This is a genomic window from Microbispora sp. H10836 (genome assembly GCF_012999525.1).
Classification (GTDB): Bacteria; Actinomycetota; Actinomycetes; order Streptosporangiales; family Streptosporangiaceae; genus Microbispora.
This window is the reverse complement of the sequence record NZ_JABBWU010000016.1, coordinates 82,232-100,732: the sequence shown is the minus strand read 5'-3', so window position 1 is coordinate 100,732 and position 18,501 is coordinate 82,232. Positions and strand designations below refer to the sequence as shown.

The 18,501-nt window shown below is 73.9% G+C and carries 15 protein-coding genes; 11 read left to right on the top strand and 4 right to left on the bottom strand.

The window, feature by feature from the left end:
* Positions 1–5: 5 nt before the first annotated feature.
* Entirely contained in the window at positions 6–488 is a 483-nt protein-coding gene (locus tag HHX30_RS27210; RefSeq protein ID WP_211592613.1) for a helix-turn-helix domain-containing protein, read from the bottom strand.
* Between the two features lie 93 nt (positions 489–581).
* Here HHX30_RS27210 and HHX30_RS27205 point away from each other — a divergent pair, with 93 nt between their 5' ends.
* Both HHX30_RS27205 and HHX30_RS27200 read left to right on the top strand, forming a co-directional pair.
* Positions 582–1,283, top strand: a complete 702-nt coding sequence (locus HHX30_RS27205) for an SDR family oxidoreductase (RefSeq protein WP_169984945.1) — start codon at positions 582–584, stop codon at positions 1,281–1,283.
* 29 nt (positions 1,284–1,312) lie between these two features.
* Positions 1,313–1,738, top strand: coding sequence for a tautomerase family protein (locus HHX30_RS27200; RefSeq protein WP_169984944.1), 426 nt, complete (start codon positions 1,313–1,315; stop codon positions 1,736–1,738).
* Here HHX30_RS27200 and HHX30_RS27195 read toward each other — a convergent pair.
* A complete protein-coding gene (locus HHX30_RS27195) occupies positions 1,732–2,844 on the bottom strand; it encodes an epoxide hydrolase family protein (protein WP_169984943.1) in 1,113 nt (370 codons plus the stop codon). The genes HHX30_RS27200 and HHX30_RS27195 overlap by 7 nt on opposite strands.
* A gap of 211 nt (positions 2,845–3,055) precedes the next feature.
* Between HHX30_RS27195 and HHX30_RS27190 the strand changes: the two genes are divergently transcribed.
* The 4 genes from HHX30_RS27190 (at position 3,056) to HHX30_RS27175 (ending at position 11,698) form a co-directional block, all read left to right on the top strand.
* On the top strand, positions 3,056–3,496 hold the full coding sequence (locus HHX30_RS27190) for a MarR family winged helix-turn-helix transcriptional regulator (RefSeq protein WP_169984942.1): 441 nt from the start codon (positions 3,056–3,058) through the stop codon (positions 3,494–3,496).
* A 109-nt stretch (positions 3,497–3,605) separates the two neighbouring features.
* A complete protein-coding gene (locus tag HHX30_RS27185; protein ID WP_169984941.1) occupies positions 3,606–7,220 on the top strand; it encodes a WD40 repeat domain-containing serine/threonine-protein kinase in 3,615 nt (1,204 codons plus the stop codon).
* 5 nt (positions 7,221–7,225) lie between these two features.
* Positions 7,226–8,263 carry a hypothetical protein gene (locus tag HHX30_RS27180; RefSeq protein ID WP_169984940.1) on the top strand — a complete coding sequence of 346 codons (1,038 nt, stop codon included), beginning with the start codon at positions 7,226–7,228 and terminating at the stop codon, positions 8,261–8,263.
* A 255-nt stretch (positions 8,264–8,518) separates the two neighbouring features.
* The gene (locus tag HHX30_RS27175) at positions 8,519–11,698 is read left to right on the top strand and encodes a BTAD domain-containing putative transcriptional regulator (RefSeq protein ID WP_169984939.1); all 3,180 of its coding nucleotides are present in this window, start codon (positions 8,519–8,521) and stop codon (positions 11,696–11,698) included.
* A gap of 79 nt (positions 11,699–11,777) precedes the next feature.
* Here HHX30_RS27175 and HHX30_RS27170 read toward each other — a convergent pair whose 3' ends face one another.
* The gene (locus HHX30_RS27170; RefSeq protein ID WP_169984938.1) at positions 11,778–12,230 is read right to left on the bottom strand and encodes a S26 family signal peptidase; all 453 of its coding nucleotides are present in this window, start codon (positions 12,228–12,230) and stop codon (positions 11,778–11,780) included.
* Positions 12,231–12,403: 173 nt separating this feature from the next.
* Between HHX30_RS27170 and HHX30_RS27165 the strand changes: the two genes are divergently transcribed.
* The 5 genes from HHX30_RS27165 to HHX30_RS27145 all read left to right on the top strand — a co-directional run bounded on the left by HHX30_RS27165 (position 12,404) and on the right by HHX30_RS27145 (position 16,335).
* The gene (locus HHX30_RS27165; protein WP_169984937.1) at positions 12,404–12,613 is read left to right on the top strand and encodes a hypothetical protein; all 210 of its coding nucleotides are present in this window, start codon (positions 12,404–12,406) and stop codon (positions 12,611–12,613) included.
* 30 nt (positions 12,614–12,643) lie between these two features.
* Entirely contained in the window at positions 12,644–13,159 is a 516-nt protein-coding gene (locus HHX30_RS27160) for a MauE/DoxX family redox-associated membrane protein (protein ID WP_169984935.1), read from the top strand.
* Between the two features lie 7 nt (positions 13,160–13,166).
* Complete coding sequence (locus HHX30_RS27155) at positions 13,167–13,736, top strand: peroxiredoxin (protein ID WP_169984934.1); 570 nt, start codon at positions 13,167–13,169, stop codon at positions 13,734–13,736.
* Between the two features lie 5 nt (positions 13,737–13,741).
* Positions 13,742–15,550, top strand: a complete 1,809-nt coding sequence (locus HHX30_RS27150; protein WP_311922883.1) for an ABC transporter ATP-binding protein — start codon at positions 13,742–13,744, stop codon at positions 15,548–15,550.
* A 116-nt stretch (positions 15,551–15,666) separates the two neighbouring features.
* The gene (locus HHX30_RS27145) at positions 15,667–16,335 is read left to right on the top strand and encodes a maltokinase N-terminal cap-like domain-containing protein (protein WP_169984933.1); all 669 of its coding nucleotides are present in this window, start codon (positions 15,667–15,669) and stop codon (positions 16,333–16,335) included.
* A gap of 26 nt (positions 16,336–16,361) precedes the next feature.
* Here HHX30_RS27145 and HHX30_RS27140 read toward each other — a convergent pair whose 3' ends face one another.
* Positions 16,362–18,407, bottom strand: coding sequence for a beta-galactosidase (locus tag HHX30_RS27140; protein WP_311922882.1), 2,046 nt, complete (start codon positions 18,405–18,407; stop codon positions 16,362–16,364).
* Positions 18,408–18,501 lie beyond the last annotated feature (94 nt).

Here is an 18,501-nt window from a genome sequence, read left to right as displayed (position 1 = left end):
AGCGCCTAATCGCGCCGCCAGGCGGGGTTCAGCCGGATCTCGATGGCGTCGCACGTCGTCTCCGGCGCCGGGTCGGCGGTCACGCGGACCTGTATCGGACGGCCCGAACCGGCCTCGACGAACGACAGGGGCGGGCGGCCGTCCTGCAGGTACCTGTCACCCCACTGCAGGAGCGACAGGAACACCGGCAGCAGGTCCTCCCCGGCCTCGGTCAGCCGGTACTCGTCGCGGGCCCGGCTCCCCGGCTCCCGGTAGACAACGGATGCGACGATGCCCGCGGCCTTCAGCTGTTTGAGCGCCCGCGACACCGCGGGCGCCGAGGTCCCGGTCCGCGTCACGAAGTCGTCGAACCTGGTCGTGCCGTAGAAGCATTCGCGGACCACCAGGAACACCGTCTTGGTGCTGAGCAGGTCCAGCACCCGCCCCGCCGAGCATCCCTCGCCGATCGACCACGCGTCCCGGTCGCTCAGTCGTTCTTCGAATCTCATCGCCACCCCGTCATTGTAACTAACGCTTGCGTTATTCAGCGTGGCGTGATTCAATCCTCTCACTAACGAGGTCGTTACTCAGGGGGAGATGTCGTGGTCGCAGTAGCGGGCAGGGTGGTCGTGGTGACCGGGGGCCGGCGTGGTCTCGGCGCGGCGCTGGTCGACGAGGTGCTGGCGCGCGGGGCGCGGAAGGTGTACTCGACGGCGCGCTCGGCGTACACCGACGACCGTCCGGAGGTGGTCACCGCCGAGCTGGAGGTCGGCTCGGCGGCGTCGGTCGCCGCCCTCGCGGGGGCCGCCGCCGACGCCGAGATCGTGTTCAACAACGCCGGGATCCTGCTGCCGGCCCCGCTGCTGACGGGTGACCTCGAACGCGCCACCGTGACGTTCGACGTCAACGTCTTCGGGCCGCTGCGGGTGGCCCGGGCCTTCGCGCCGATCCTGGCCGCGAACGGCGGGGGCGCGCTGGTGAACATGCACTCCGCGCTGTCCTGGCTGGCCGGCAGCGGCGCCTACGGGGCGTCCAAGGCGGCGGCGTGGTCCCTCACGAACTCCCTCAGGCTGGAACTGGCGCGCCAGAACACCCAGGTCGTCGGCGTGCACGCGGGGTTCATCGACACCGACATGGTCTCCGCCGTCGAGGCGCCGAAGGCGACGCCGGCCGAGGTGGCCGCACGCATCGTCGACGGTCTGGAGGCCGGGGACGTGGAGGTGCTCGCCGACGACGCGTCGATCGCCGCCAAGGCGGCGCTGTCCGGCCCCGTTGAGCGCCTGACCTTCTCCGCCGCCCGCTGACGCCGCATCTCGAGGAGTACGGAACCGCTATGCCGCTGTGGAGCATTCATCACACGCCCGGGATTTTCACCGACGAGGAGAAGCACCGGCTCGCCTCCCGCATCACCGACCACTACGAACAGGTCGGGCTGCCCCGGTTCTACGTGGTCACCCTGTTCCACCAGACCCGGTCCGAGGATTTCCACGTTGGCGGGGAGCCCACCCCGGCCGGGGTCCGCATCGTCATCGACCACATCGCCCGCCGCAACCCCGACCGGGAGAGCCGGCGACGGACCGCCCGATGGATCGAGGGCATGCTGCGGCCCCACCTCGAACGGCACGCGGGACTGCATTGGGAGTTCCATGTCGACGAGACCAGTGAGGACATCTGGATGATCAACGGGATCGCGCCGCCTCCGGCGGGCTCCGACGCCGAGAGGCTCTGGGCGGAGCGCGACTCGGCCGCTCCCTACTGACCGTCTCCCCGACGTGTGGCGAGCGGGGCGTCGTAGGTGAGGAAGAAGTCGCGGACGTCCTCGGCGAGCAGTTCCGGCACCTCCATCGCGGCGAAGTGGCCGCCGCGCTCGAACTCCGACCAGTGCCTGATGTCGTACAGCCGCTCGGCCAGCGGCCGCACCGACTGCGTGATGTCGTGCGCGAACACCGCCACTCCGACCGGCACCGGGCACGGCTCGGTCCGCCGCGGGGCGTCGCGGTGCAGCCGCGCCGAGGAGGCCGCGGTGGCGGTGAGCCAGTACAGCGAGACGTCGGTGAGCATCCGCTCGTCGCTGATCCGCGAGCGAGGGTCGGTCCACTGCGCGAAGCGCTCGGCGATCCAGGCCAGCTGGCCGACCGGCGAGTCGGTCAGCGCGTAGCCGATGGTCTGCGGGGTGGTGGCCTGCAGAGCCTGGTACGGCGGGCGGTTGGCCATCAGCCGCCGCACCTTGTCCAACCGGGCTTCCTCCGTTTCGGACAGTTCGATGCCGGCGTCCGGGTCCGGCCGGGTCGGCAGGTAGTTCACGTGCACCCCGACGACCTGCCCGGGCGCCACCGCGCCGAGCGCCAGTGAGATGCCCGAGCCGAAGTCGCCACCCTGCGCGCCGTAGCGCTCGTACCCGAGACGGCGCATCAGTTCGGCCCAGGCCCGCGCGACCCGGACGATGTCCCAGCCGCGCTCGTGGGTCGGCCCGGAGAAGCCGTACCCGGGGATGGACGGGATCACCAGGTGGAAGTCGCGCGACAGCGGCTCGATGACGTCGAGGAACTCCAGGAACGAGCCGGGCCAGCCGTGCGTGAGGATCAGCGCGAGCGCGTCCGGCTTCGGCGACCGGACGTGGACGAAGTGGATGCTCTGGCCGTCGATCTCCGTCATGAAGTGCGGCAGCTCGTTGAGCTGGGCCTCGTGCTCGCGCCAGTCGTAGCCGGTGCGCCAGTGTTCGGCCAGTTCTCTGAGCCGCGCCAGCGGGAAGCCGTAGTCCCATCCGGCGTCGGCGACCTCGTTGGGCCAGCGGGTGCGGGTGAGCCGGTCTCGCAGGTCGTCGAGGTCGGCCTGAGGGATGTCGATGCGGAACGGCTTGATCATGCTGCTGACTCCAGGGGATTCGTCGTGCGCCCGGCCGTCCGGACGGCCGGCGTCTGGTCTCGGGAAATCGTTCGCCGGTGGACAGATTCGATGCGGTCGGCGATCAGAGTGTCCGTGGACATGACGGCCTCTTTTCGTTGGCGATGCCAATGTTGGTAGCGCCAACCATACAGGGATTCATTGGTTGCGCCAACAATGTAGGGTGGCTGACGTGGAGAAGACACCCGCACGCCTGACCGCGAAGCCGAGCTGGCTGCTCACCCAGCTGGCGGTGCACGCCCACCGGCTGGCGTCCGACGGCTTCGGCGAGGTGGGCGCGCGCGGGTACCACTACCGGATCCTGGCCGCGCTGCACGAGTTCGGGGTGGCCAGTCAGGCCGAGCTCGGCCGCCGATGCAGCATGGACCGCAGCGACGTGGTGGCGGCGATCAACCAGCTGGCCGGGCAGGGGTTCGTCGAGCGGACGCCGGACCCGGAGGACCGCAGGCGCAACATCGTGGCCCTCACCGCGGCGGGTGAGGAACAACTGCGACGTATGGACCGGGCACTGGACAAGGTGCAGGACGACCTGCTCGGACCGCTTCCGGCCGAGGACAGGCAGACCTTGACCCGCCTTCTCACCCGGCTGCTCGCGCATCACCAACGCAGGTGAGGCGGCCGGCCGCCCGGGGGCGAGGTGTCGATCACCCGTCCGGTCTTGGCGACGGCGGGCACCCGTAGCACGATCGGGGCAAGCGGTCCGCGGCTGGCGGGAGGTCCGGATGGCGACCGTCCTGCTCCCCGGCGACCCGCGCAGGCTCGGCGGCTACTGGCTCGCCGGCCGCCTGGGCGAGGGCGGGCAGGGCGTCGTCTACGAGGCGTACGACGAGGCCGGGCAGCGGGTCGCCGTCAAGGTCCTGCGCCCGGCGGGCGAGGTGGAGGACGAGCAGGCGCGGGCGCGGTTCGCCAAGGAGGTCGCCGCCGCGCGCCGGGTCGCGCCGTTCTGCACGGCCCGGGTCATCTTCGCCGACCTGGAGGGCCCCCGGCCGTACATCGTGAGCGAGTTCGTCGCCGGGCCCAGCCTGCGCGCGGCGGTCGCGCGGAGCGGGCCGTACGGGCCGGAGGAGCTGCACCGCCTCGCCACGGGCATCGCGACGGCGCTGGCCGCCATCCACGAGGCGTCGGTGATCCATCGCGACCTCAAACCGGACAACGTGCTGATCGGCCCGGACGGCCCGAGGGTCATCGACTTCGGCATCGCCAGGACCGCCGACATGTCGCTGACGACGACGGGGCACGTCGCCGGCACACCGGCCTTCATGGCCCCGGAGATCGTGGTCGGTGCCCGGGGTGGCCCCGCCGTCGACATCTGGGCCTGGGGAGCGGTGACGCTGTTCGCAGCCACCGGCCGGGAGCCGTTCGCCGGGGGGACCACGCCACTGCCGGTGCCCGGCGGCGCTCCCGGCCCGCCGGGGCAGGCGCTGACCGGGGTCGCGGCCCTGCTGCACCGCATCCTGGCCGCCGATCCGGATCTGACGGCGCTGCGGGAGCCGCTGCGCGGCCTGGTGGCCCGGGCGCTCGACAAGAACCCGGAGGCCAGGCCCGACGCGGCCGTCCTCCTCGCGGCGCTGCTCGGCCATCCGTCGCCGTACGGCCGGGGCGAGGGGCTGCTCGCGGAGGGCACCCGTACGGCCGAGGGCACCCGTACGGCCGAGGGCACCCGTAGGGCCGAGGGCACCGGGCCGTCCCGGGCCCTCGCGCCGCCCTCGCTCGCGGCCGTGGCCGAGGAGGCGTACGGCGCGCTCGCCCCGGCGGACCAGGCGCTGGTGCCGCGGATCATGCTGCGGATGGTCGCGCCGGGAGAGGGGGGCGACGACCTGCCCCGCCGGGTGCCCGAGGACGAGCTCCTCGACGGCGTGGTCGACCGGGAGACCGCCGCCCGGGTGCTGTCCGGCTTCGCCCGCGCCGATCTCGTCGTCCGGGACGGCGAGACGGTCGCCCTCGCCGCCGCCGCGCTGCTGCGGGCCTGGCCCCGGTTGCACGGGTGGGTCGACGCGGACCGCGCGGGCCTGCGCGTGCAGCGGCCCCTGACCGAGGCCGCCCGCCTGTGGGACCGGCACGGGCGGCGTCCCGGCGACCTCTACCAGGGGACGGCGCTGGAGACCGCGCTCGGCTGGGCGGCCACCACGCGCCACCACGTCACGCTGAACACGCTGGAGAAGGCGTTCCTCGACGAGTCCCGCGCGCTCGCCCGGCTCCGCGCCCGGCGGCGGCGCCGCCTCACCGCCGCGCTCGCCGTGCTCGTGGCGGTCGCGGCGGCCTCGGCCGGGCTGGCTCTCGACCAGAAGTCGTCCGCCGAGCGGCAGCGGGACGTGGCCGTCGCCAGGCGGCTCGCCGCCCTGGCCGAGACCTCGCGCTCGTCCGATCCCGCGCGGGCGATGGCGCTGAGCGTGGCCGCGTGGCGGCTGGCCGGGGTGCCCGAGGCCCGGGCGGCCCTCTACAGCTCGCTCGCCCAGCCCCTGCGGCGGATCGACCCGCCGCCGCCCGTCACCGCCGGCGCCCGGTTCGACCTGAGCGGGGACGGCCACCTGCTCGTGGTCGCCGACGCCGGCCAGGCGGTCCTGTGGGAGGTGGCCGCGCACCGCGTGGCCGGGGGCGCCCAGGGCATCGGGCCCGCTCCCGGCGCCGTCGCGCTCAGCCCCGACGGCCGCCGCCTCGCGGTTTCGAACGGCGGCACGCTGCGCGTGTGGGACCTGGGCAGCGGCCGCCCGCTCGGGCCGCCGTTCGGGAACGGCGCGCTGGAGATGGCCTTCGGCCCGGACGGCAGGCGTCTCGCCGTGCTCACGCCCGGTCACCGGGGCCAGGTCTGGGACGCCCTCGGCGGCGTCGAGCTGCTGGACGTGCGCGACGAGCGGGTGGAGGGCGTCGCGGTCTCCGGACGGCACGCCGCCGTGCTGCTGGACGACGGCCGGTTCCGGTTGTACGAGCCGGCGGCCGGGCGCTCCGGCCGGGCGCGGAGGCTCACCGCCCCCGCCGGCGGGCGTGCCGATGCCGTCGCCTTCAGTCCCGACGGCCGCACCCTCGCCGTCGGCCGCGGCGAGGAGGTGGGGTTCTGGGACCTGTCCACCGGCCGCCGCCGCGGCCCCGTCCTGGCGGGCGCCTCCGCCGTCTGGCTCGCGTACGGCGACGGCGGCCGCCTCGTCCTGACCTTCGACCGCACCGGCGTCGGCCTGTGGAGCGCGGACGGCGGCGGCCTGCTGGCCTACTCCACGCCGGAGGACACCACCGGCATGCCGGACATCAGGGTCACGACGGGCACGGCGGGCGGCCCGGTCCTGCGCTACCTGCTGAGCGGAGGCCGGGTCGCCACGGTGGACGCCGCGGCGGGCGCCCGTTCGACGGCGGTCGCTCCCTCGGCCGCCGCCGCGGCCTTCGCTCCGGGTGCCCGGACGCTCGCCGTCGCGCCGGACGGGACGGGACCGCTGCTGTGGGACCCGGCCACGGGCGCCCGCCTGGGGCCGTCCCTCGGCGGCGTCCCGGCCGGGGCGCTCGTCTTCGCTTCCGACGGCCGCACGCTCGCCTCCGCGCCCCGCCCGGACGGCACGGGAGCCTCGGGCGACGACGCCGCGACGGTGAGCCTGTGGAACGTGCCGGACGGCCGCCTGCTCCGCCGGGTCCCGATCGCGGGAGCCGCGTCCGTGGGCGGGCTGGCCGCCGGAGGCCACGTCCTCGCCGCGGCGCCCGTCGCGGGCGAGTACGGGCCCGTCCGGGTGTGGGACCTGTCCCGCGGCGTGGAGATTCCCGTCCCGCGCAGGACCGGATGGGACGTCATGGCGGTCGGTCCGGACGGCCGGGCCCTCGCGATCGGCGGGCGGGACGCCGCCCTGGTGGACCTGGCCGCCGGCACGGTCACCGGCCGTCCCTTCGGGCCGGTGCTCGACGGCGTGCGGTCGATCGCCTTCAGCCCGGACGGCTCGACGATCGCCACCGGCTTCCACGAGGCGGGCGTGGGCCTGTGGGACGCGCGCACGCTGCGGCGGGCGGGCACGCTCGCCCCGGAGAAGGGCCGGTTCGACGACGTCGTGGCGCTCGCCTACGCGCCCGGCGGGCGGCTGATCGCCACCGGGGGCACGAGCGGGGAGGTCCGCCTGTGGGACGCCGCCTCCCGGTCGCCGCTCGGCCTGCCGTACGCCGTCCACACCGGCCCGGTGCTCGCGCTCGCCTTCGACGCCGACGGGCGGTACCTCTACAGCGCGGGGAGGGACGGGACGCTGCGGCGCTTCACCGTCGACCCGGAACGTGCCGCGGCGGAGGCCTGCGCGCGGGCGGGCGGCCCCCTGGGAGAAGACGACTGGCGGCGCCTCGTGCCGGAGGCGCCCTACCGGAAGGTGTGCTGAGGGATATGAGGATCATCCGTCACCTGCTCGCGCGGCTCCCGCGGCGGCCCGCCCTCGGCGACGCTCTCGTGGAGATCGAGTCGGTCGAGGTGGATCCCGACCCCGTCCCGATCGGCGGCGAGGACGCGACCGAGGTGACCGTCGAGGTGGTCACCAGCGGCCGGGCCGACGAGGTCAGGGGCGAGCTGACGGCCCCGGACGAGTCCCGTACGGGGCTGCGCTTCGAGTGCGTGGAGCGCACACCCTTCGAGGAGCGGTGGCGGGCCGGGCACGTGTTCGGCCGGGACGCGGCGGCGGGCCGCTGGCGCGTCGAGGTCGCCGCCGGCGACGTCGTCGAGGAGCGGGAGTTCGAGGTCCACGCCGAGGACAAGCCGCGGCGGTCGAGGATCGACGGCGTCGAACTGTCCCCCGACCCGGTCGACGAGGGGAGCCCGCTGACCGTCTCCGGCCGCCTGCAGGCGACGACCGGCAAGGACGACTGGGGCGGTCTTCCCGAACGGACGGTCGCGCTGCTGTTCCGTGCCGACGACATGCTCGCCCGCAGGGAGGTGGCGCGGGTCGTCACCGGCAGGTCGGGCCGGTTCGACGCGACGGTGACGGCGACCGAGTCCGGCTTCTGGTCGGCGGAGTTCCGCGGCTCCACCGAGGACCGCGCGCGCCTGACCACCGCGAGGAGCGCCGAGGTCCGTTCGACGGTGCGATCCGCCGGGGCCCGGACCAGGATCATCTACTCGGCGAAACCCAGGAGCGGCAAGCGGGGCAGGAAGGCGACCCACACCGGCACGCTGCTCGTCCGGGTGGAGCCCACCGGGCAGCCCGCCCGGTGGGACCCGCTGCCCCAGCAGCGCGTCCGGCTCTGGTTCGACCCCGCGGGCTCGGGCGCCGGCGCCGTACAGGGGTCCGCGACGACGGGGTCGAACGGCGGGTTCACCCTGCGGAAGAAGGTGCCGTCCACGGGCGACTGGCACGTCCGCTTCGACTCGCAGGCGCCCGCGCAGCGCCGGTCGTGCAAGTCGCCGGTCCGCAAACTGACCGCAGACTGACCGTGAGCTGACCGCGCGAATGTCCCGAAGGCTGTGCCGCCGCTGATCGTGACCGGCGGGGGGACGATGGCTCTCAGGGCCGCCACCAGGGCCTATACCTCGCGTATACCGGTCTCTTCGACGCTCGGAAGAGCCCGCAGAAGGTGACCATGCGACGGGGGCTGCCACGGCAGAGCATGGCCGGGGGAGGAAGTCGGCGGGCACCCCCGGCCCATCGGAGGCTCGCCAGGGTTACCGGCCTCGCGGGAGGTGACGGTGTTCGAGTTCGACGTTCTGGGGCCGCTGCGGATGAGCCGCGACGGGATGACCGTCCCGCTGGGCGCGGCGATGCTGCGACGCCTGCTTGCGGCCCTGCTGTGTACGCCGGGCAGGCAAGTGGCGGTGCCGGCGCTGATCGAGGCCCTGTGGGGGAGCACGCCGCCGCGCAGCGCGAACAAGACCCTGCAGATATACGTGCTGCGGCTGAGGCGGGCGATGGGGGAGCGCGACCGCGTCGTCCACGGGACCGGCGGCTACGCCGTCGCCGTACTGCCGCCGGAGCTGGACGCGCTGCGCTTCCGGGAACTGACGACGGCGGGGCGGGCCGCCAGGAGAAACGCCGATCTGGCGACGGCGGGCATGCTGTTCGAGCGTGCGCTCGGCCTGTGGCGGGGCCCCGCCTTCGCCGACGTCGGGGACGTGGCGCCGGTGGCCGACGAGGCCCGGCGGCTCGAGGAGGAGCGGCTGCTGACCTGTGAGGAGCTGGCCGCCGTCGATCTGGCCCGTGGCCGCCACGCGGAGCTGGTGACCGGCCTGGCCGAGACGGCCGGGCTGCATCCGTACCGGGAGCGGCTGCACGCCTGCCTGATGCTGGCCCTGAGCCGGGCCGGGCGCCAGGCCGAGGCGCTGGGGGTCTACCAGCGGACGCGGGCCGTGCTCGGCGAGGAGCTCGGCGTGGAACCCGGCCGGTTGCTGCGGCGGGTTCACGAGGCGGTCCTGCGGGACGAGGCGACCGGTCCGATCATCGACGAGATCCTCGGGGCGGAGGGGACGGCCTGCGCGGACGAACGCGCCACGTACCCAGAAGCGCGACACACCGCGGGCGGCGACGCCGGGAGCGACGCGGAGGGCCCGGCGGAGGAGGGGCGGACGGGGGCCGCGACGACCGTGCCGTGCCATCTGCCACCGGACATCGCGGACTTCACCGGCCGCCGGGACACGGTGGAGTCGCTGCGGCTGTGGCTCACCGGCGCGGGCGGGCACGCGTCCGCGACGCCGGTCGTGACGCTCTACGGCGGGGCGGGCACCGGCAAGACGACGCTCGCGGTCCACGTCGCGCACCGCCTGCGGGGGACGTTCCCCGACGGCCGGCTCTACGCCGACCTGCGCGGGACCGGCCCGCGGCCGGCCGACCCGGCCGAGGCGCTGGCGCGGTTCCTGATCGCCCTCGGCGTGGACGCGCGGGCGGTGCCGGACGGGGCCGAGGAGCGCGGCGAGCTGTTCCGCACCCTTCTGGCCGATCGCCGCGTGCTGGTCGTGCTGGACGACGCCGCGGGCGAGGAGCAGGTCAGGCCGCTCCTGCCGGGCGGCCCGGGCTGCGCCGTGCTGGTGACGAGCAGGCGCGCGGTCGCGGGCCTGAGCGCCCGCGCCGTACGCGTCGGCCCGCTCGACCCGGCATGCGCGTCCGAGCTGCTCGCGCGCATCGCCGGGCCGGACCGGGCGGCGGCGCGGCCCGCGGTCGCGGCCGAGATCGTCCGGCTCTGCGGTCATCTGCCGCTGGCGATACGGATCGCCGGGGCGAAACTGGTGCTGCGCGAGCACTGGCACCTCGGACACCTGGCGGATCGCCTGCGCGAGGAGCGGCGGCGCCTGGACGAGCTCGCCGTCGGCGACCTGTCGGTCCGGGCAGGGCTGGCCGCCGACTACGGCAGTCTCGGCGAGACCGCCCGGCGGGCGCTGCGGATGCTCGGCCTGCTCGACGTTCCCGACATCGCCGCCTGGATGCTCGCGGCGGCTCTCGACGTGCCGGTGCGCGACGCCGAGACGTACGCCGACCAGCTCGTCGACGCCCAGCTCCTGAGCTGCGCGGACGGCGAAGGGAACGGGCGGTTCCGCTACCGCCTCCCCGGCCTCGTACGGCTCTACGCGCGGGAACGCGCCGAACTGGAGGAGACCGCCGGCGAGCGGGACACGGCGATCGCCCGCGTCCTCGGCGCGCTGCTCGGGCTGGCGGAGGCGGCGGAAGACGGCCTGCCGGAGCAGGCGGCCTCCGCCATCCGCGGCGCGGCCCCCCGCTGGTACGCCGACCCCGCCACCACCAGAGCCCTGGTGGGCGATGCGGCGGCCTGGTTCGACAGCGAGCGGGAGACCCTGCTGGCGGGGGTGGCGCAGGCCTGCCGGCTCGGGATGAGCGAGGCGGCCTGGGAGCTGTCCGCCCGCGCGGCCGGCTACTACGCCTTCCGCGGCCACTACCGGGACTGGTCGTCCTCCCACGAGCTGGCGCTGCGGGCGTGCCAGGTGGGCGGCGACCAGTGGGGGGAGGCGGTGATGACGCGCGGCCTCGGCCACCTGCGCATGATCGGCGTGGACGTGCGGCGCGGCGCCGACCCGGAGGCGATCGAGGCGGCACTCGCGGTGTTCCTCGCGGCAGGTGAACGGCACGGCGCGCTCGACCTGCTGTGCCTGCGGGCGTTCGCGCTGCGCCGCGCGGGCGACCCCGACCAGGCCCGCGCGGCGGCGGACGAGGCCATGACCATGGCCGAGGAGATCGGCGACGAGCCCGCCCTGAGCCGTCTGTGGTGCCTGCGCGCCGTCGCGGCCCGGGAACAGGGGCTCCACGAGGACGCGGCCGCCTGCGCGGACCACGCGCTGCGCCTGGCGATCCGCGGGAACAGCCTCGTGGCCAGGACCCTCGCCCTGCGGGAAGTGGCCGCCGCCTGCCGCGACCACACCGCGTTGACGCGCGTCTCCCAGCAGATGTGGGAGGGCCTGCGGATATGCCGGCGGCGGAACGAGCGGCTGCTCGGGGCCCGCCTCCTGCTCGCCCTCGGCGATCTGTCCCTGCGGTTCGGGCGCCGGGACCCGGCGAAGCTCATCGCACAGGCGATGCCCGTGTTCGACGAGTACGCGGTCCCGTCAGGACGGGCCACCGGGCTCCGCGTCCTGGGCGAGTCCCACCGTCTCGGCGGCCGGGCGGACGAGGCGGTCCGCGCACTCACCGAGGCGGTGCGCATCACGCGGGGACTGCATGATCTCCACGAGCAGGCTCTCGCGCTGAGGGCCCTCGGCCGGGCCCAGCGGGACCGCGGCGACCAGAGGAGGGCCGTACGGTCCTGGGCGGCGGCCCACCGGCTGTTCCAGCGGCTCGGCAACACCGCCGAGGCCACCGAGATCACCGTGTTGCTGACGGACCGGGCGTCCCCCGCCGGAATCCCGATGGCTCGTGTCCCGAACTAGGGAGGTGTTCCGCACGCCTGTCGTCGACCGGCCTCGGCGTATCGGCCCCCGCTCTCGCCCGAGGCGGCGGACAGGTGTCTCACGACAACCTGCGGATGACGACGCCCAGCACCTCGCTCACCGGCAGGTAGCCCCAGTGCCGCGAGTCCCGGCTGGTGGGTCCGTCGCCGAGGACCACCAGCCGGTCGGCCGGGACCACGTCGCCCGGCGCGGCGTGCACGCCCGGCGCGACCTGGTCGGGCACCCTGTCGCCCGGCATCGCGGCGACCCGCTTGATCAGCCACTCCGTCCCGCGCAGTCCGGACGCGCGTCCAGAAGAGCCGACGCCGTCCGGCTGTAGGCGCCGGAAGACCACGACCTGGCCGCACCGCAGGACCGCCCGCCCGCCGCGCCGTATGAGCACCCGATCTCCCGGCTGGTACGTCGGAACCATGCTCGTCCCGGCCACCCGTACCACGACGAAGCGTCGCCGGGCCGCGACCACCCCGGCGACCACGGCCAGCGACAGCAGCGAAATCACGAAATATTGCATGATCAACCTTTCGGCCTGTCAGCCGATCGCGATTCTGTCCCGCCGAGGTAGCGCCGCGGTAGCGCGGCGCCTGCGCCGCACCCGCGACCGGCCGCAACCGCGGCGAAGGCCGCGCCGAGCATCCTCACAGGGCGGGCGGCCTACCACGCCCGAACCCAGCAAAGGGAGAAACCATGATCCGTAAGCTGAACCGCCTGGGAGACAGGCTGCTCGAAAAGCTCCTCCCCGGTGCCGAAGCCCAGGCCGACAACTGTTTCGAATACTGGCCGTCGGGTGGCTGCAACCGCTACAAGGACTGCTACCCCAACCCGACCGGCTTCCTCTGCATCACGTACTGGCGGAGCAGCTGCGGCGGCGCCTGGCAGAACATCGGTTACTGCTGACGCCGGCCGACACGTCCAATGGCCTACGCCGTGCTGACTGTCCGGCTCGTGCTGATGGGGGTCTTCCTGGTCTCCGTCCTCACGAAGCTGCGCACGCGGCGGGCCTTCGGCGATTTCACCACGGCGGTACGGCGGCTCGGGGGTCTTCCCCCGCGTCTCGGGACGCCCGCCGCCGTGGTGGTCGTCGCCGTCGAGGCCGGAACCGTCGCCATGCTGGCGGTGCCCGGCCTCGACGGCGACGGCAGGGCGGGCCTCCTGCTCGCCGGGGGCCTGCTCCTCGGGTTCGCCGCGGTCCTGGTGACGGCGCTGCGGCGCGGAACGACCGTCGCGTGCCGATGCTTCGGCGGATCGGACGAGCCGGTCAACCGCCGGCACGTGGCGCGCAACGCCGTTCTCGTCGCGTGTGCGGTGGCCGGGGCCGCCATGACGCCCGCGGCGGGCGGCACGCCCGTCGCGCCGCCCGCCGCCGTGCTCTGCCTGCTCGGGGCCTCGATCGCCGTCGGCGCCGTCGTGCTCCTCGACGACCTGCTCCATCTCCTCCGTTGACCCTCGAATGACCCTCGAATCGAAGGGAACGCCCATGGCCGTCCTGGCCGCCGCCGTCGTCCTGCTCGGCGGGCTCGTCCTGGTGAACCTGCTCCTGACCGGCGCGGTCATCAGGAAACTCCGAAAGATCACCAAGGACTCCCTTGCCGGGAGGGTTCCCGGAAGCCCCGGACTCGCCGTGGGCGCCGAGGTCCCGGCCTTCTCCGCGCTCACGGTCACGGACACGAAGGTCACCGCGGACGACTTCGCGGGCGAGCGCACCCTCGTCGGGTTCTTCAGCACCGACTGCCCGCACTGCCTGCCGAAGGCACCCACCTTCGTCGCAACCGCACGTGACGCCGCCGCCGACGGCATACGAGTACTGGCGGTGGTGGTGGAGGGCGAGCAGAGATCCGCCGAGCTGCTCGCCGCCCTCACGGACGACGTGAGCGTCGTCGTGGAGAGCGAGGGCGGCGCGATGGCGGACGCGTTCGAGGTCAGGGCCTTCCCGTCGTTCTTCCTGGTCGGCCCCGACGGGACCGTCGCCGGCAGCAGCCTGAAGCCGGAGCTGCCGACGGCCGTGCCGTCCCCGGCCTGACCGGCGTGGGGTCACGACTCGGGCCGCTGCGGCTCACCCTGGCGCTCGTCTGGCGGGCCGGGCCGGCTCTCGCCCTGTCCCAGGTCGCCATGGCGGTTCTGAACGGCGCTTCCCCCGTCGCGATCACGTGGCTCACCAAACTTCTGATCGATCGCCTGACCACCGGGTCAGGCCCCTCGACGACGCCGCTTGCCGCCGCGATGGCCGTGCTTGGAGCCCTGAGCGCGCTGCTGCCCCACCTGTCCGGGTACGTCCAGCGGGAGCAGCAGCGCCGCATCGCGTGGCGCACCAGCGACGAACTGTTCACCGCGGTGTGCCGCATGCAGGGCCTGACCAGGCTGGAGAACCCGGATTTCCACAATCGACTCCAGCTGGCCCAGCAGTCCGCCCAGACCGCCCCGCAACTCGTCACCGAGTCGGCGCTCGGAGCGGCACGTGGCGGTATCACCGTCGCCGGGCTCCTGGGCGCCCTCGCCACGCTCAGCCCGCTCCTCGCCGCCGTCGTGGCCGCGGCCGCCGTGCCCGAACTGATCGTCCAGCTCAGGCTCGGCCGCCGGCGGGCGTACCTCCGCCTGGAGATGGCCCCCGCGGAACGCCGCCGGATGTTCTACCAGACGCTGATGTTCGACCATCAGGCCGCCAAGGAGATCCGGCTGTTCGGCATCGGAGGCTTCCTGCGGCGGCGCATGCTGGGCGAACTGGCCGCCGAGCAGGGGGCGGAACGCCGGATGGACCTGACGGCCATCCGCTACAACGGCGCGCTCACCGCCCTCAGCACGGTCATCGCGGGCGCCGCGCTGATCGTGCTGGTCTCCCGGATAGCGGGGGGTCAGGCCGGCGTCGGCGACCTGGCAGTCCTCACCGCCGCCCTCGCGGGCACCCAGTCCTCCCTCTCCGGCGTGGTGATCCAGCTGGCCCACCTGAACGAGGCACTCGTCCTGGCCGGCCACTACGCCCACGTCGTCACCATCGGACCCGACCTGCCCGAGCCCGTCACCGGTGGGGACGTGACACCGCTACGGCACGGCATCGAACTCCGCGATGTCTGGTTCCGGTACGACCCCGGCCACCCGTGGGTGCTCCGCGGCCTGAACCTGACCATCCCGTACGGGCGGAGCGTGGCCCTGGTCGGCCTCAACGGCGCGGGCAAGAGCACGATCGTCAAGCTCCTGTGCCGCCTGTACGACCCCGAGCGCGGCAGCGTCCGCTGGGACGGCGCCGACCTGCGCGACCTGCGCGTCGACGACCTGCGCCGCCGGATCGGAGCGGTGTTCCAGGACTACATGGCCTACGACCTGACCGCGGCGGAGAACGTGGCCGTCGGCGACGTCGGCTCCCTCGACCGGCCGGAACGCATCCACGAGGCGGCCCGCCGGGCGGACGTCCACGACACGCTGGCGAGCCTTCCCCGCGGCTACGACACCCTCCTGTCGCGCTTCTTCGCCGCCGAACAGGACGAGGACCCCGGCCAGGGCGTGCTGCTGTCCGGGGGGCAGTGGCAGCGCGTCGCCCTCGCTCGCGCCCTCCTCCGCGCGGACACCGCCGACCTGCTCATCCTCGACGAGCCCAGCTCGGGACTCGACCCCGAGGCCGAGTACGCCGTCCACCAGCGGCTCCGCGACTACCGCAGCGGCCGTACGAGCCTTCTCATCTCGCACCGCCTCAACACGGTACGCGCCGCGGACCACATCGTCGTCCTCGCCGACGGCCGGACAGCCGAGGAGGGCACCCATGACGAGCTGATGGCCCTCGGCGGAGAGTACGCCCGCCTGTTCACCCGTCAGGCGGCCGATTTCCAGCTCACGCAGCCCTGACCTGTCCGCCAGTCCGCTTTCGCTCACCGCGCCACGCGCTGTGTGAGACGATGATCGGCCCCGGACTGTGACGCCGGGGAGCACGGGGACGGGACGCCGACGGAGGCCTGCACGGTATGGCTGTCATTCATCACACCACTCTGACGCCCAGCAAGCTGGAGCTGCTCACGTCGTGGCTGCCCACCCGGCCCTGGTACCAGGCGCCGGGGCGCCGGCCGGAGCTGACGAAGGCCGGCGGCTTCCGGCTCGACGATCCCGAGGGTGAGGTCGGGATGGAGTTCATGGTGGTCAACGACGCGAGCGGCGACCGGCCGGTCTCCTACCACGTCCCGCTCACCTATCGGGGGGCGCCGCTGGAGGGAGCCGAGCACGCCCTCATCGGCACGGGGGAGCACGGGGTCCTGGGCCGGCGATGGATCTACGACGGAACCCACGACCCGGTCCTCCTCGCCCAGCTTCTCGCCGTGTTCCGGGGCGATGCCAAGCCGCAGCACCAGAACGAGAGCGACACCCCCGATCCCACCGTGACCAGGAGCTTCACAGGAACTCCCGCCTGGGGGCCGATCCTGTCGGCCACCACGGACGACGGGCCGCACGGCACCGACGTCGTCGTGCACACCGCAGCGGACGGCGAGCCGGGCGAGCGGCTGGCCGTGCGGGTGACCCGCGTCCTGAGGCCCGGCGCGGAGGACGCCGCCGAGGCGCGGGGCCACATCACGGCCGGATGGCGTCTGCCGGACGAGGCCGAGGTCCGCGGGGTGTTCGCCGTCGTCAGGGACGTCTGACCCCCGGTCGCGACCACCAGGCGTTCTCACCGGTCGCGGACGCGGCGGAGAATCCGGACCTGCCGGGGGGCCAGGGTCGTGCCGGCGGCCAGGGCGGGGCCGTGGAGGGGCTCGCCGGGAATCGCGGACAGGTCGACGTGCCGGTCGGTGCGGTTGACCAGGAACCAGTAGTCGTCGGTGCCGTCGGTGCGTACGGCGAGGTCGACCAGGCCGCGGGCCTCCGAGGGCAGCTCGGAGGAGACTTCGGCGACGTCCAGCAGGCGGGGGAGGACGACCCCGAGCCCCTCGGGGCCGAGGCGGGTGGAGACGTACGACGCCGAGCCCGCTCCCGCGCGGCGCGTCGTGACGGCGGGGCGCCCGGCGTGGTCCCCGGTCTTGTACGTCGCGAGGACCTCGGCCGCTGGGTCGATGAGGTCGATCCGGTCGGTCCACAGGGTGCCGGACACGCCGAGGTCGAGGTCGACGGCGTCGCCGTCCGGCAGGGGACAGAACTCCTCGACGCGGATGCCGAGCAGGTCGCGCAGGGCTCCGGGGTAGCCGCCGAGCCACACGTGGTCGTCCTCGTCGACGATGCCGGAGAAGTAGGTGGTGACGACGTGGCCGCCGGAGGCGGCGTAGTCCTCCAGCCTGCGGGCGAGCGAGCCGGGCACGACGTGCAGGATCGGCGCCACGAGCAGCCGGTAGCCGCCGAGGTCGTCGTCCACGTCGACCACGTCCACCCGGACTCCCGCGTCGAGGAGCGCCGAATACCAGTCGAGGGCCTCCTGTCGGTAACGCAGCAGCGAGGTGGGGTGGGAGTCGAGTTCGGCGGCCCACCACGAGTCCCAGTCGAACACGATCGCCACGTGCGCGCGGCGGCGCCGGGTGCCCGCGACCGGCGCGAGGGCGGCGAGCGTCGCGCCGAGGTCGGCGACCGACCGGAACACCTCGCTGTCGGTGCCCGCGTGGGGGACCATCGCGGAGTGGTACTTTTCGGCGCCCCCCGCCGACTGCCGCCACTGGAAGAAGCAGACCGCGTCGGCGCCGTACGCGACGTGGGTGAGGGAGTCGCGGGCCAGGCCGCCGGGCCTCTTGGCCAGGTTGACCGGCTGCCAGTTGACCGCGCTGGTGGAGTGCTCCATCAGGAACCACGGCCGTCCGCCGGCGAGCGAGCCGGTGAGGTTCGCGGAGAAGGACAGCTCGTCCTGGGCCTGCGGACCGGTCAGCAGGTAGTGGTCGTTGGAGACGAAGTCGACCTCGCCGGCCCAGTCGGCGTAGTCCATGCCCTTGGTCTCACCCATGACCATGAAGTTCGTGGTCACGGGGACGTCCGGGGTCAGCTCGTGCAGGATGTCCCGTTCCGCGCGCAGGTGGTCCTTCAGCGCGTCGGAGGAGAACCGCTTGAAGTCCAGTTGCTGGGTGGGGTTGGGGAAGGAGGCCGCCAGACGCGGCGGCAGGATCTGCGACCAGTCGCCGTAGCGCTGGGACCAGAACGAGGTCGCCCAGGCGCGGTTCAGCTCGTCCAGGGTTCCGTACCTGGCCCGCAACCACTCGCGGAAGGCGGCCGCCGCGTCGTCGGAGAAGTCGTAGACGTTGTGGCAGCCGAGTTCGTTGGAGACGTGCCAGGCGGCGAGGGCGGGATGTCCGCCGTAGCGCACGGCGAGGGCCCGGGTCAGCCGTAGTGCGTGCGCGCGGAAGACGGGCGAGGTCGGCCGCCAGTGCTGCCGCGCACCGGGCCACACCGGGTGGCCGTGCCGGTCCACGGGGAGGATCTCCGGGTGCCTGGTCGTCAGCCACGGCGGCGGCGAGGCCGTCGCCGTGGCCAGGTCGACCGCGATCCCGTTGGCGTGCAGCAGGTCCATCGCCTCGTCGAGCCAGTCGAAGTCCCAGACGTCCTCGTCCGGCTGGATCCGCGCCCACGAGAAGATCGCCAAGGAGACGATGTTCACTCCGGCCGCGCGCATCGCGCGCATGTCCTCGTCCCAGATTTCGCGAGGCCACTGCTCCGGGTTGTAGTCGGCGCCGAACGCCATCCGGGCCCGTCCGGGCTCGGACGGCCAGCGGAGCCACCGGTGGCCGTGGTCAGAGTGCACAACGTCTCCTTCGAGTGATGGTTACGTGGTCTTCCACTGCTGGTCGGCCCCGCCGTGCGTGGCCCCAGGCGTACCTGACCCGGTTCCTGAAGTC